Source organism: Corynebacterium sp. HMSC074C11, from assembly GCF_001809455.1.
GTDB classification, from domain to species: Bacteria; Actinomycetota; Actinomycetes; order Mycobacteriales; family Mycobacteriaceae; genus Corynebacterium; species Corynebacterium amycolatum.
Genome location: NZ_KV797725.1, coordinates 1 through 12,158, shown reverse-complemented (window position 1 = coordinate 12,158; position 12,158 = coordinate 1). Strand labels below are relative to the sequence as shown.

Genomic DNA, 12,158 nt, shown 5'->3' with positions numbered 1-12,158 from the left:
ATACCCATGATTGGCATCTTGCGGCACCGCGACAACAGGCTGAATAGCGCAGAGGCACGAGAGCAGCGCGTCGGAGCGCGCGCTGTGAGCAGTGCGAAGCCTGCGGCGACTGTGGCTGCAGCTGCTGTCACGGCAGGTCTATTGCTCACCGGCGCGCCGAGTGCGGCTGCGCTGGTTGGTGGGGAGGCTGCTGCGCCCAGTGCGGCGGCGGACTCCGTGGTGTCGGTCATGGTCCGGACCAGTCCCCATACCGGAAACTTTTGCACGGGAACTGCAATCGCCCCGCAGTGGGTAATGACCGCAGCTCACTGCGTGCGTGATGTCCCGCAGCAGGTTGGGGAAGTCGAGGTCGGTTCCGGCCCGGATGCCCGGCGTGTACCGATTGATCGCTGGGAGATTGCGCCCAGCGGTGACGTAGTGCTTATTCACCTTGCGGGCGATGCAGCTCTTCGGGAGTATCCCGCAATGGAACGTCGTCAAGCGTTTTCGGAGCAAGAAACGGCAGGCACGGTCTATGGGCGATCGCTGCTCGGCGATGTTGCGGATGGCGCGCTGCCGATGGCGACCGTCACCGCGTCGATGTGCCCGGTGAAGTATCAGCAGTGCGTGCGGGAAGACTCAGTGTTGGCGCACATGGAGCGACCCGCGGCGTTGCAGGTGGGCGATTCGGGCGGACCACTCTTTATCGACGGCCAGCTGGCCGCGGTGTTCTCGGGTGCGGTGGCTTTTGATGGCAGCGTCGCACCGGAGGAGTCGGGTTACTATCTCTACACCACGACGTCATCGGTGGCGCAGTGGGCAGATGGTGTGATGAGCCAGGAGTCAAGCGTCGTAGTTGAATAGTCCGGCGTTGAGTAGCCCGGCGTTGAGTAGTCCGGTGTTGAATAGTCCGGCGTGCTGGTTGAGCGAAGTGTATGTACCGACGACGGCGTTATATTCATAAATCACTCACGTCACATTGGTAGGATTCCAGCACTTTGGCAACGAATTCTATGAATATCTTGCAACGCAGTGAATAAAAGTGTTGAATGTTTGACATGAGTATTTCCGTTGCCATTGCCGGTGCGACCGGTTACGCAGGAGGAGAGATCCTCCGCATCCTGTTGTCGCACCCGGCGTACCTTTCCGGCGAACTAACCATCGGCGCACTGACGGGAGCATCCAACGCGGGTGCTCGTGTGGGCGACATTATGCCTCATGTGGCACCTTTGGCTGACCGTCGTATTGAGCCGACTAATGGTGACACACTCGCTGGACATGACGTGGTGTTCCTCGGTCTGCCCCACGGTCATTCGGCTGCGATTGCAGAGCAGTTGGGGGATGACACGGTGATTATTGACTGCGGCGCGGATTTCCGCCTGCAGGATGCCGCTGAGTGGGAGCACTACTACGGCTCGGAGTACGCCGGTACCTGGACTTACGGTATTCCAGAGCTGCCGGGCAACAGGGAAGTAGTGGCTGCTTCGAAGCGCATTGCTGTGCCGGGTTGTTTCCCCACTGGGGGTACAATTACGGCGCTGCCGGCAGTTGCAAAGAACCTGGTTAAGCCGGACCTGTCCGTTGTTTCCATCACCGGTACCTCCGGTGCGGGCAAGAAGGCGGCTGTGCCCCTGCTCGGGTCCGAGGTTATGGGCAATCTCCGCGCCTACAACACTGCGGGCAGGCACCGCCACACCGCAGAGTTCCTGCAGAACCTCAAACCGTACGCAGAGGATCTCACCGTCAGCTTCACGCCCGTACTCGCCCCGACGTCGCGCGGCATTCTCACCACTATTACCGCCCCGCTTGTCGACGGGGTTACGGAGGCAGCCGCACGGGAAGCCTACCTCGAGTTCTACAAGGATGAGCCGTTTGTGCAGGTGTTGGCCGAAGGGCTGCTGCCGCAGACACAGTCGGTAATTGGCTCTAACTTGGTTCAGATTCAGGTCGAGGTAGATGAACGCGCCAAGCGCCTGGTGCTGACCTCGGCGATTGACAATCTGACAAAGGGCACCGGTGGTGCCGCAGTTCAGTGCATGAATTTGGTTACTGGACAGAATGAAGCTGCAGGACTTCCACTGGTAGGAGTTGCCCCATGATGAAGGAAGAAAAAGAAGGTCTTGTCAACGTCGCTGGTGACGAAGGCGGCGTATGTGCACCTCAGGGGTTCGCGGCCAGCGGTGTCATTGCCGGCATCAAGGTCAGCGGAAACCCGGACATGGCGCTCATCGTAAACCAGGGGCCGGAGAAGACCGCGGCGGCTGTCTTTACCACCAACCGTGTCCAGGCTGCGCCGGTGACGGTATCCAAGAAGCACATCGCTGACGGCAAGCTGTCGGCAGTGGTGCTGAACTCCGGCAATGCCAACGCCTGCAATGGTCAGCCGGGTATTGCCGACGCCCTCGAAGTTTGCCAAAAGGTCGCAGATGGGCTCGGCGTCGACGTTACCGAGATTGGCGCCTGTTCCACTGGCTTGATTGGTGACCGGTTGCCGATGGACATTGTGCTGGCAGGTGTGCCGAAGCTGATTGAGAAACTGGGCGGCGATGTCGCCGCAGGTACGGCTGCAGCAGAGGCCATCTTGACCACTGACTTGGTGGCAAAGCAGGCCGTTGCGCATGGTGACGGATTCACTGTCGGTGCTATGGGCAAGGGTGTTGGCATGATTAGCCCGTCGATGGCCACGATGCTCGGTGTGATTACGACGGATGCGTCGGTAAGCGCAGAAATGGCGCACGAGGCTATTGCCAAGGCGAGCGAGGTTACGTTTAACCGCCTAGATATTGATGGCTCCACCTCCACCAATGACACCGTCATCATTTTGGCCAACGGTGCCTCTGGCGTGAAGCCCTCGCAGGAGGAGCTCGATCAGGCAGTGCTCAGCGTGTGTGATTCCATCGCACGCCAGATGCAGTCGGACGCCGAAGGCGTGACCAAACGTGTGTCGGTGACCGTGCGTGGCACCGGTGGCGCTGAAGATGCCCTGGTAGCTGCTCGCATTATCGGCCGCGACAACCTCTTCAAGTGTGCGATGTTCGGTTCGGACCCGAACTGGGGTCGTGTGTTGGCGGCTGTCGGCACCGCGCCGGTGGATATGGATCCGGAGCACATCACGGTTTCCTTCAACGGTCACGTAGTCTGTCGCGATACTGGTGGCACGCCTGATGCTCGTGAAGTGGATCTGTCCGGCAAGGACATCGCCGTTGAGGTTGACCTCGGTACTGGTAATCCGGAAGAGGCCACGATTCGTACGACGGACCTTTCCCACGATTACGTTCACATCAACTCGGCATATTCGTCCTAAAGGTTTTGAGGAGACTCTGCAATGGTTCACCAGTTGACCGAAGGGCTGTCCTTCGAACAGCGGGCACATGTGCTGGCGGAAGCCCTGCCGTGGCTGCAGCACCACCGTGACAAGATTGTGGTGGTCAAGTACGGCGGTAACGCGATGACCGACCTGAAACTGAAGAAGGCCTTCGCGCAGGACATGGTTTTCCTGCGCACCGTGGGTGTGAAGCCGGTGGTTGTCCACGGTGGCGGTCCTCAGATTTCGTCGATGCTCAAGCGCCTGGGGCTGGAGGGAGAGTTCCGAGGCGGTTTCCGCGTCACGACTCCGGAGGTCATGGAAATTGTCCGCATGGTTCTCTTCGGGCAGGTCGGCCGCGAACTAGTGAACCTCATCAACGCCTACGGGCCGTATGCGGTAGGTACCTCTGGTGAGGACGGTGGCCTGTTCACCGGTACTCGACGCACGGTAAACGTCGGTGGCAAGGAGACAGATATCGGGCTGGTTGGCAATATCACCGAGGTGCACTCGGAAACGCTATTGGACCTGATTGATGCCGGCCGTATTCCGGTGGTCTCCACGATTGCGCCGTCCGCTGACGGCAAAGAGGTCTACAACATCAACGCCGACACGGCAGCAGGTGCACTGGCATCGGCAATTAACGCGAACCGTCTGGTGATTCTGACTAATGTCGAGGGTCTCTACACGGATTGGCCGAACCGCGATTCGCTGGTGTCCAAGATTTCCACTTCGCACCTGCGAGAAATCCTTCCGACGCTGGACTCGGGCATGATTCCGAAGATGGAGTCCTGCCTGAACGCAGTGGATCAGGGAGTGCCTGCGGCCCACGTTATCGATGGCCGCCAGCCACACTCGGTGCTGCTGGAGCTGATGACTTCCGGCGGTATCGGCACAATGGTAGAGCCCGGATAAGGCAGAAAAAGACGGACAAGAATTTACCTACACACACGTTAGGCAGGTCGAAAGACGACATGAGCGACTTCAAGCAGCAGTGGCAACACACGATGATGAACAATTACGGCACGCCGCGCATTGAGCTTGTGCAGGGTAAGGGCGCTATTGTCACGGATTCCGAGGGCAAGGAATACCTGGACCTGCTCGCCGGTATTGCAGTCAACGCGTTGGGTCACGCGCATCCGGCGATCGTGGAAGCCGTGTCCAAGCAGATTTCCACGCTGGGGCACGTGTCCAACATCTTCGCCTCTGAGCCGCCACTGGCACTGGGTGAGAAGCTCATTGAGCTCACTGGCTGGGACACCGATGACACCCGGGTTATGTTCTGCAATTCCGGCACCGAGGCCAACGAGGCTGCATTCAAGCTGGCGCGTTTGACGGGGCGCAACCGTATTATCGCGACCCACCACGGGTTCCACGGCCGCACCATGGGAGCACTTGCCATGACCGGTCAGCCGGACAAGCGCACCCCGTTCGAACCGATGCCGGGTGGAGTCGAGTTCGTGCCCTACGGTGACATTGACTTCCTTACCAAGACCATCGAATCCGATCCGTTGGGTGTCGCAGCGGTGATTCTGGAACCAATTCAGGGTGAGACCGGCGTGGTCGCACCGCCAGAGGGATACCTCGCCGACGTCCGCGAACTGACCAAGCGCTTCGACGTCCTCATGATTGTCGACGAAGTGCAGACCGGCATTGGCCGTACCGGCCAGTGGTTTGCCCATCAGCACGATGGCATCGTGCCGGATGTTATGACCCTGGCTAAGGGGCTCGGCGGCGGACTGCCGTTGGGCGCTGTCATCGCTAACGGCCGCGCAGCAGAACTGTTCACCCCAGGTGCGCACGGCACCACCTTCGGTGGCAACCCGGTCTGTGCCGCCGCTGGTTTGTCCGTTATCGAGACGCTGGAAGAAGAAAAGCTGCTCGATCGAGTCACCGAGAAGGGCAAGGTTCTGGCTCGCAAGCTTGCGTCGTTAAGCCATGTCGATCACGTGCGTGGTCGAGGCTTCATGCTTGGGCTGGTGCTGTGCGAGAACCTGGCTAAGGAAGCGGTTAACGCCGGCTATGAGCACGGAGTCATTTTGAATGCACCACAGGCGAATGTGCTGCGCATCGTGCCGCCGCTGAATCTTAGCGATGAGGAAATCAACCGTGCCGTCGAGTTGATTGATACCTGCCTGAACGACGCCGCTGAGGCTGTCGCAAACAATGGAAGGAATTAGGAACTGATGCTCCGTCATTTTCTCGCCGATGATGACCTGACTCCGCAGGAGCAGGCTGAGGTGCTGCAGTTGGCTGCAGAGCTAAAGGCAGCACCGTACTCCCGCCGGCCGTTTGAGGGGCCGCAGTCGGTTGCGGTGCTGTTCGACAAGACGTCGACTCGTACCCGTTTCTCCTTCGACGCTGGTATTGCGGCTCTGGGCGGCAACGCGATTGTGGTCGAAACCGGAAACTCGCAGATGGGCAAGGGCGAAACCTACCAGGACACCGCTGCTGTGCTCAGCCGTTTTGTCTCGGCAATCGTGTGGCGTACCTACGCACAGTCAGGGCTGGAGGCCATGTCTGAAACTGCGACGGTGCCGATTGTCAACGCACTTTCCGACGAGTTCCACCCGTGCCAGATTCTCGCTGACCTGCAGACCATCATCGAGCACAAGTGCCCGGAAGAAGGCCAGGCGGGACTGCGTGGCAAGAAGGCTGTCTACTTCGGCGATGGTGCCAACAACATGGCCAACTCCTACCTAGTAGGCTTCGCCACCGCAGGGCTGGACGTCACCATCTGTGCACCGGAGACCTTCCAGCCGGAGCAGGTCTACGTCGACCGCGCCAAGAAGGTCGCGGAGCAGACCGGTGCGGCCGTGGCCGTGACCGCAGACGTCGATGAGGCCATTGCCGGTGCCGACGTTGTCATCACCGATACCTGGGTCAGCATGGGGCAGGAGAACGACGGCCTGGATCGTCGCACTCCGTTTCTGCCGTACCAGATCAACGCTGAGCTGATGGCGAAGGCAAATGAGGATGCCATCTTCCTGCACTGCCTGCCGGCATACCGCGGCAACGAAGTTACTGCCGAGGTCATCGATGGCCCGCAGTCGGTAGTCTTTGACGAGGCGGAAAACCGCATGCACGCTCAGAAGGCGTTGCTGACCTGGCTGGTGGAGAGGCAGTAAGGTCATGACCGCAGCACAACCAGGTTCTCGCACAGCTCGGCAGACGCGCATCGCTGACCTGTTGGCGCAGCATCACGTGTCCAGTCAGGTTCAGCTCGTCGAGCTGCTTGCCGACGAAGGCATTGAGATTGCGCAGGCGACGTTGTCTAGAGACCTCGATGAGCTGGGCGCCCGAAAGATTCGCGATGGAGTCAACGGTTCGCGTTATTCCATCGTCGAAGATGCACTCGCTGTCTCCAGCGGGGCGGTGGCCAGGATGCGGCGCGTTTTAGACGAGCTGCTGGTCTCCATTGATCATTCGGGCACCATCGCGGTTGTGCGTACACCACCGGGAGCCGCACAGTATCTAGCCAGTGTGATTGACCGTGCGGGACTCAAAGAAATCGTTGGCACAATTGCGGGAGATGACACCGTAATGTGCCTGGCTAGAGAACCACTTTCCGGCGCTGACCTAGCCCAGCGTCTAGCCGCCGGAACGAACCAGTAAACTATTTCACGAAATGCTTTAAAGCACCGATTAAAGGAGCGCTTACCCTATGACCAACCGGGTTATTCTTGCTTACTCTGGTGGCCTCGATACCACCGTTGCTATTCCGTACCTCAAGGAAATGACCGACGGCGAGGTCGTCGCAGTTTCTATCGATGTCGGACAGGGCGGCGAGGACATGGAGTCCGTGCGTCAGCGCGCTCTGGACGCCGGCGCTGTCGAAGCTGTCGTTGTCGACGCTAAGGACGAGTTCGCCGAGGAGTACTGCCTGCCGACCATTAAGGCAAATGGTCTCTACATGAAGCAGTACCCGCTGGTTTCTGCACTGTCTCGCCCGCTGATTGTTAAGCACATGGCGAAGGCGGCAGAGGAGTTCGGTGGCACCCACGTTGCTCACGGTTGCACCGGTAAGGGCAATGACCAGGTCCGTTTCGAGGTCGGTTTCGCCAACACCGCACCGGATCTGAAGATCATCGCTCCGGCTCGTGACTTCGCGTGGACCCGCGATAAGGCCATCGCCTTCGCTGAGGAAAAGGGTCTGCCGATTGAGCAGTCCAAGTCGTCGCCGTTCTCCATTGACCAGAACCTGTTCGGTCGCGCCATTGAGACCGGCTACCTGGAGGACCTGTGGAACGCACCGACCAAGGATGTCTACGCGTACACCGAGGATCCGACCCTGAACTTCAACTCTCCGGATGAGGTCATCATCTCCTTCGAGGATGGTAAGCCGACTGCCATCGACGGCAAGAAGGTTTCCGTGCTCGAGGCCATCGAAGAGATGAACCGCCGCGCTGGTGCTCAGGGCATCGGTCGTCTGGACATGGTTGAAGACCGACTGGTCGGCATTAAGTCCCGCGAGATCTACGAGGCTCCGGGCGCAATTGCCATCATGGCCGCACACGCAGCGCTCGAGGACGTCACCGTTGAGCGTGAGCTGGCTCGTTACAAGCGCCAGGTCGAAGGCGAGTGGGCCAACCTGGTCTACGACGGCCTGTGGTTCTCGCCGCTGAAGCGCGCGCTGGATGCCTTCATCGAGGAGTCCCAGAAGGGCGTTTCCGGTGATATCCGCATGGTCATGCACGCTGGTCACTGCAACGTCAACGGTCGCCGTTCGAACACCTCGCTGTACGACTTCAACCTGGCTACCTACGACGAGGGCGACACCTTCGACCAGACCCTGGCTCGCGGTTTTGTCGAGCTGCACGGCCTGTCCTCGAAGATGGCCGCAAAGCGCGACTTCAACCTGTAAAGATTCTCCAGAGCGACTAGAGCGAAAGGCCTATTGGAAAAGACAATGGTCGAAAAGCACGGTACCAACGAAGGCTCCCTGTGGGGCGGCCGCTTTGCGGGTGGCCCGTCCGAGGCGATGGCTGCATTGAGCAAGTCCACCCATTTCGACTGGGTGCTCGCGCCTTACGACGTTCTTGCGTCCAAGGCCCACGCCCGAGTGCTGCATGCTCGCGGGCTGCTCAGCGATGCCGACTTTGACACCATGATTGCAGGCCTTGATCAGCTCGGCCGCGACGTTGCCTCCGGCGAGTTTGGTCCAGAGGCGACGGATGAGGACGTCCACGGGGCCATGGAGCGCGGTCTGATTGACCGCGTCGGCCCGGAGGTCGGCGGTCGCCTGCGCGCTGGACGTTCCCGCAATGACCAGGTGGCAACCTTGTTCCGCATGTGGCTGCGCGATGCCGTGCGCGGTATCGCACTGGATGTCACGGACCTGGTCGGCGCCCTGGTTGCTCAGTCCAAGGCACATCCGGATGCCATCATGCCGGGCAAGACTCACTCTCAGGCGGCTCAGCCGGTGCTGCTGGCGCACCAGTTGCTGGCACATGCGCATCCGCTGCTGCGTGATCTCGACCGTATACGCGATCTCGACCGTCGTTTGGCTGTATCCCCGTACGGCTCTGGTGCGCTGGCAGGATCCTCGCTGCATTTGGATCCGGAGGCCATCGCTGAGGAGCTCGGCTTCGACTCTGCCACGGACAACTCCATTGACGGCACCTCTTCGCGTGATTTCGCCTCTGAGGCGGCATTCGTCTTCGCCCAGATTGCCGTGGATATGTCGCGTCTGGCAGAGGAAATCATCTACTGGGCCACCCCTGAGTACGGCTACGTCACTCTGGCTGATGCCTGGTCGACTGGTTCCTCCATCATGCCGCAGAAGAAGAACCCGGACGTGGCAGAGCTGACTCGCGGTAAGACCGGTCGTCTGATTGGTAATCTTGCAGGGCTCATGGCCACGCTGAAGGCTCAGCCGCTGGCTTACAACCGTGACCTCCAGGAGGACAAGGAGCCTCTGGTGGACTCGGTCGAGCAGCTGACCCTGCTGCTGCCGGCATTGACCGGTCTGGTGGCAACGCTGACCTTCCACGAGGATCGTCTGCGCGAGCTCGCTCCGGCAGGCTACACCCTGGCCACTGACCTGGCTGAATGGCTGGTCCGCGAAGGCGTACCTTTCCGTGACGCTCACGAGGCATCCGGCCAGTGCGTCCGCATCGCAGAGTCCAAGGGCGGTATCGGTCTGGACGAGCTTTCCGACGAGGACCTCGCCGGTGTCCACCCGGCACTGACTCCGAAGGTCCGCGAAGTGCTTACTATCGACGGCGCTGTCGCTTCCCGCGACACCCGTGGTGGTACCGCGGGAGTGCGTGTTGCAGAGCAGCTCGCTCGTGTCGACGAGAAGAACACTGAGCTAAAGCAGTGGGCTGAAAAGCCGGTTCGCAGTTAAGTGTTCGGACAGCCATCGTGACACCCTGGCAATTCAGTTCGGTAAGGTAGTGGACTATGAGCCTTGATCCGAAACTCCTTGATATCCTCGCTTGCCCGCGTGACAAGGGGCCGCTTGAATACCTCGAAGACGAGCAGGTGCTGGTCAACCCCCGTCTGAAAATCGCCTACCGCATCGACGACGGCATTCCGGTCATGCTTTCTGACGAAGCTATCACCTGGGACAAATAATTGCCTTTCCCGCTTCCCGACGGCTACAGCGTCCTCGACCGCACTATGCTGTCGGGAGCTCCTATCGAGGCTGCGCGGACGCTGCTCGGGTGCGTAATTGTCATCCCCGCTGAGGATGTCACCGCCACCATCACCGAGGTCGAGGCCTACGGCGGTCCAGCTGACCAGCGCTATCCCGACCCGGCAGCGCACTGCTTTATGGGGCCGACCGAACGCAATCGCGCCATGTTTGGCCCGGCGGGGCATTGGTATATCTACCGCTCCTATGGCATCCACTTTTGTGCCAACATCACTAGCGCTACGGACGGCACGGGCGGGGGAGTATTAGTCCGTTCCGTTCGCATTGAGCAGGGTATGGATGCGGTGCGACGTCGCCGTGGTGAAAAGCCTGCGGTTGCGGGTCTCGGACGTGGTCCGGGCAATGTTGGTCAGGCGCTTGGCCTTGACCTAAGCGACTATGGGGCAGATGCGCTGGATCCGTCGTCACGCGTGTTTGTGGCGCAGCCGGAGACCGCCGATTTAGTTAGCGACATCCACGCAGGCCCGCGCGTGGGCGTTCGCCGAGCTGCGAATAGGCCGTGGCGGCTGTGGCTGCCGGACGATTCAGTCTCAGCCTATCGGCGCCACAAGAAGGCGGTTGAGGAGTTCTAGGTCACCCTCGCGGTGAACGTCGGCAAGCGAAACGTTACGATGGAGGACGTGACTGAACAGAACATTATCGACGAACTACAGTGGCGTGGCCTGATTAATCAGTCCACCGATGTTGACGCGCTGCGCGAGGCGTGCGAAAACCCGATTACTCTGTATTGCGGTTTTGACCCAACGGGCGATTCGCTGCACGCGGGCCACCTGGTTCCGATGATTATGTTGCGTCGTTTCCAGCTGGCCGGTCACCACCCAATTGCACTGGCAGGCGGTGCTACGGGCTTCATCGGCGATCCGCGTGATGTCGGTGAGCGTTCGATGCTCAGCCAGGACGCCATTGAGCACAACCTGGAGGCCATCAAGGGCCAGCTGCGTCGTTTTATTGACTTTGAGGGCGAGGCCCCGGCGACGATGGTCAATAATGCGGACTGGACTATGAATATGTCCGTCATTGACTTCCTTCGCGATGTGGGCAAGAACTTCTCCCTCAACACCATGCTCGACCGCGACACCGTCAAGCGCCGCCTCGAGTCCGACGGCATCTCTTACACCGAGTTTTCCTACATGCTGCTGCAGTCCAACGACTATGTGCAGCTGCGCCGCAACTACGATTGTGTGCTGCAGATTGGCGGCGGCGATCAGTGGGGCAACATCGTCTCTGGTGTCGATTTGAACAGGCGTATCGACGGCGCTAAGGTGCACGGCCTGACCGTGCCGCTGGTGACTGATGCGCAGGGGCAGAAGTTCGGTAAGTCCACCGGTGGCGGCAAGTTGTGGCTGGATGCTGAGAAGACCTCGCCGTACTCCTGGTACCAGTACTTCCTCAACGCTGGTGACTCGGTTGTTATTGACTACCTGCGTTGGTTCACCTTCCTGACTCAGGAGGAAATTGCGGAGTACGAGGTCGCTGTTGCGGAGCGTCCGTTCAAGCGTGAAGCGCAGCGCCGCCTTGCTCAGGAGATGACCAATCTGGTTCACGGCGAAGAGGCCACCAAGGCAGTGGAGCTAGCAGCGCAGGCGCTGTTTGGACGCGCTGAGCTGACTGAGCTGGACGAGGCCACTCTGGTAGGTGCTGTCTCTGAGACCGAGGTTGCGGAGATTGCCGAGGGTGAACCGCGAACGGTCGTTGACCTCCTGGTTGCTGCGGGTCTTGCTAAGTCGAAGGGCGAAGCACGCCGCACCATTAAGGAAGGTGGCGCCTACGCCAATAACCAGCGCATCGAGGACGAAGCGTGGGAACCAGCTGCCGAGGATCTGCTGCATGGCAAGTGGATTGTGCTGCGCCGCGGTAAGAAGAACTTCGCTGGTGTGAAGTTCGTGTAGGTGCTGGTTGGTCTCCGTGTAGGTGCGTTGTTGGCCTCTAGATCAATCGGCGTTTATGCGGCTTGATTCTTTTTAGGTAGCTGGGCTAAGGCTCCGGGCAAGCTAGGAGAATGATGATTTCAGAATCATTGACTCCTGGTCAGTCCGGAGCTTTGGTTGTTTTAGGGGAGCGTAGAAACCGGAGCCAAGGTGGTAGTGATGAGCGAAAGCTATCGGCTTTCGTTAAGGGGAGGGGGCTTCCGGTCCTTGGTGAATCGCTCTACTGCACAGGCAATACGCTAGTACGCATCAATCTACCTGGGGTTTTGTGTCTTTAGGTGGGGTGTGT

Annotated in this window: 12 protein-coding genes; all 12 read left to right on the top strand. The window is 59.8% G+C overall.

The genetic code is table 11. From position 1 onward, the window contains the following. Positions 1-6: 6 nt before the first annotated feature. The 12 genes from HMPREF2614_RS02565 (at position 7) to tyrS (ending at position 11,830) form a co-directional block, all read left to right on the top strand. Positions 7-843 (top strand): trypsin-like serine protease, encoded by an 837-nt coding sequence (locus HMPREF2614_RS02565; RefSeq protein ID WP_070560052.1) that lies wholly within the window; start codon positions 7-9, stop codon positions 841-843. 194 nt (positions 844-1,037) lie between these two features. Then, the gene (gene argC / locus HMPREF2614_RS02560) at positions 1,038-2,078 is read left to right on the top strand and encodes an N-acetyl-gamma-glutamyl-phosphate reductase (RefSeq protein WP_187402650.1); all 1,041 of its coding nucleotides are present in this window, start codon (positions 1,038-1,040) and stop codon (positions 2,076-2,078) included. Then, complete coding sequence (gene argJ / locus HMPREF2614_RS02555; protein ID WP_070560048.1) at positions 2,075-3,283, top strand: bifunctional glutamate N-acetyltransferase/amino-acid acetyltransferase ArgJ; 1,209 nt, start codon at positions 2,075-2,077, stop codon at positions 3,281-3,283. Before argC ends, argJ begins: the two co-directional genes overlap by 4 nt. A gap of 21 nt (positions 3,284-3,304) precedes the next feature. Then, positions 3,305-4,198 carry an acetylglutamate kinase gene (gene argB / locus HMPREF2614_RS02550; protein ID WP_005511727.1) on the top strand — a complete coding sequence of 298 codons (894 nt, stop codon included), beginning with the start codon at positions 3,305-3,307 and terminating at the stop codon, positions 4,196-4,198. A gap of 59 nt (positions 4,199-4,257) precedes the next feature. Then, positions 4,258-5,463 carry an acetylornithine transaminase gene (locus HMPREF2614_RS11170; RefSeq protein ID WP_070560046.1) on the top strand — a complete coding sequence of 402 codons (1,206 nt, stop codon included), beginning with the start codon at positions 4,258-4,260 and terminating at the stop codon, positions 5,461-5,463. A 6-nt stretch (positions 5,464-5,469) separates the two neighbouring features. Further along, positions 5,470-6,411, top strand: a complete 942-nt coding sequence (gene argF / locus HMPREF2614_RS11165; RefSeq protein WP_070560044.1) for an ornithine carbamoyltransferase — start codon at positions 5,470-5,472, stop codon at positions 6,409-6,411. A gap of 4 nt (positions 6,412-6,415) precedes the next feature. Further along, the gene (locus tag HMPREF2614_RS02535) at positions 6,416-6,898 is read left to right on the top strand and encodes an arginine repressor (protein ID WP_038625622.1); all 483 of its coding nucleotides are present in this window, start codon (positions 6,416-6,418) and stop codon (positions 6,896-6,898) included. Between the two features lie 49 nt (positions 6,899-6,947). Continuing rightward, positions 6,948-8,147 (top strand): argininosuccinate synthase, encoded by a 1,200-nt coding sequence (locus HMPREF2614_RS02530; RefSeq protein ID WP_038625621.1) that lies wholly within the window; start codon positions 6,948-6,950, stop codon positions 8,145-8,147. A gap of 45 nt (positions 8,148-8,192) precedes the next feature. Further along, positions 8,193-9,632, top strand: coding sequence for an argininosuccinate lyase (gene argH / locus HMPREF2614_RS02525; protein WP_038625620.1), 1,440 nt, complete (start codon positions 8,193-8,195; stop codon positions 9,630-9,632). Between the two features lie 56 nt (positions 9,633-9,688). Beyond that, the gene (locus HMPREF2614_RS02520) at positions 9,689-9,862 is read left to right on the top strand and encodes a Trm112 family protein (protein ID WP_038625618.1); all 174 of its coding nucleotides are present in this window, start codon (positions 9,689-9,691) and stop codon (positions 9,860-9,862) included. A 45-nt stretch (positions 9,863-9,907) separates the two neighbouring features. Continuing rightward, positions 9,908-10,513, top strand: a complete 606-nt coding sequence (locus tag HMPREF2614_RS02515; protein WP_052155611.1) for a DNA-3-methyladenine glycosylase — start codon at positions 9,908-9,910, stop codon at positions 10,511-10,513. 39 nt (positions 10,514-10,552) lie between these two features. Further along, positions 10,553-11,830, top strand: coding sequence for a tyrosine--tRNA ligase (gene tyrS, locus HMPREF2614_RS02510; protein WP_038629019.1), 1,278 nt, complete (start codon positions 10,553-10,555; stop codon positions 11,828-11,830). The last annotated feature ends 328 nt before the right edge of the window (positions 11,831-12,158 follow it).

Bases quoted from the DNA above. Each gene is read 5' to 3' on its own strand.
- HMPREF2614_RS02565 (WP_070560052.1), top strand. From the start codon at position 7: ATGATTGGCATCTTGCGGCACCGCGACAACAGGCTGAATAGCGCAGAG.
- argC (WP_187402650.1), top strand. From the start codon at position 1,038: ATGAGTATTTCCGTTGCCATTGCCGGTGCGACCGGTTACGCAGGAGGA.
- argJ (WP_070560048.1), top strand. From the start codon at position 2,075: ATGATGAAGGAAGAAAAAGAAGGTCTTGTCAACGTCGCTGGTGACGAA.
- argB (WP_005511727.1), top strand. From the start codon at position 3,305: ATGGTTCACCAGTTGACCGAAGGGCTGTCCTTCGAACAGCGGGCACAT.
- HMPREF2614_RS11170 (WP_070560046.1), top strand. From the start codon at position 4,258: ATGAGCGACTTCAAGCAGCAGTGGCAACACACGATGATGAACAATTAC.
- argF (WP_070560044.1), top strand. From the start codon at position 5,470: ATGCTCCGTCATTTTCTCGCCGATGATGACCTGACTCCGCAGGAGCAG.
- HMPREF2614_RS02535 (WP_038625622.1), top strand. From the start codon at position 6,416: ATGACCGCAGCACAACCAGGTTCTCGCACAGCTCGGCAGACGCGCATC.
- HMPREF2614_RS02530 (WP_038625621.1), top strand. From the start codon at position 6,948: ATGACCAACCGGGTTATTCTTGCTTACTCTGGTGGCCTCGATACCACC.
- argH (WP_038625620.1), top strand. From the start codon at position 8,193: ATGGTCGAAAAGCACGGTACCAACGAAGGCTCCCTGTGGGGCGGCCGC.
- HMPREF2614_RS02520 (WP_038625618.1), top strand. From the start codon at position 9,689: ATGAGCCTTGATCCGAAACTCCTTGATATCCTCGCTTGCCCGCGTGAC.
- HMPREF2614_RS02515 (WP_052155611.1), top strand. From the start codon at position 9,908: ATGCTGTCGGGAGCTCCTATCGAGGCTGCGCGGACGCTGCTCGGGTGC.
- tyrS (WP_038629019.1), top strand. From the start codon at position 10,553: ATGGAGGACGTGACTGAACAGAACATTATCGACGAACTACAGTGGCGT.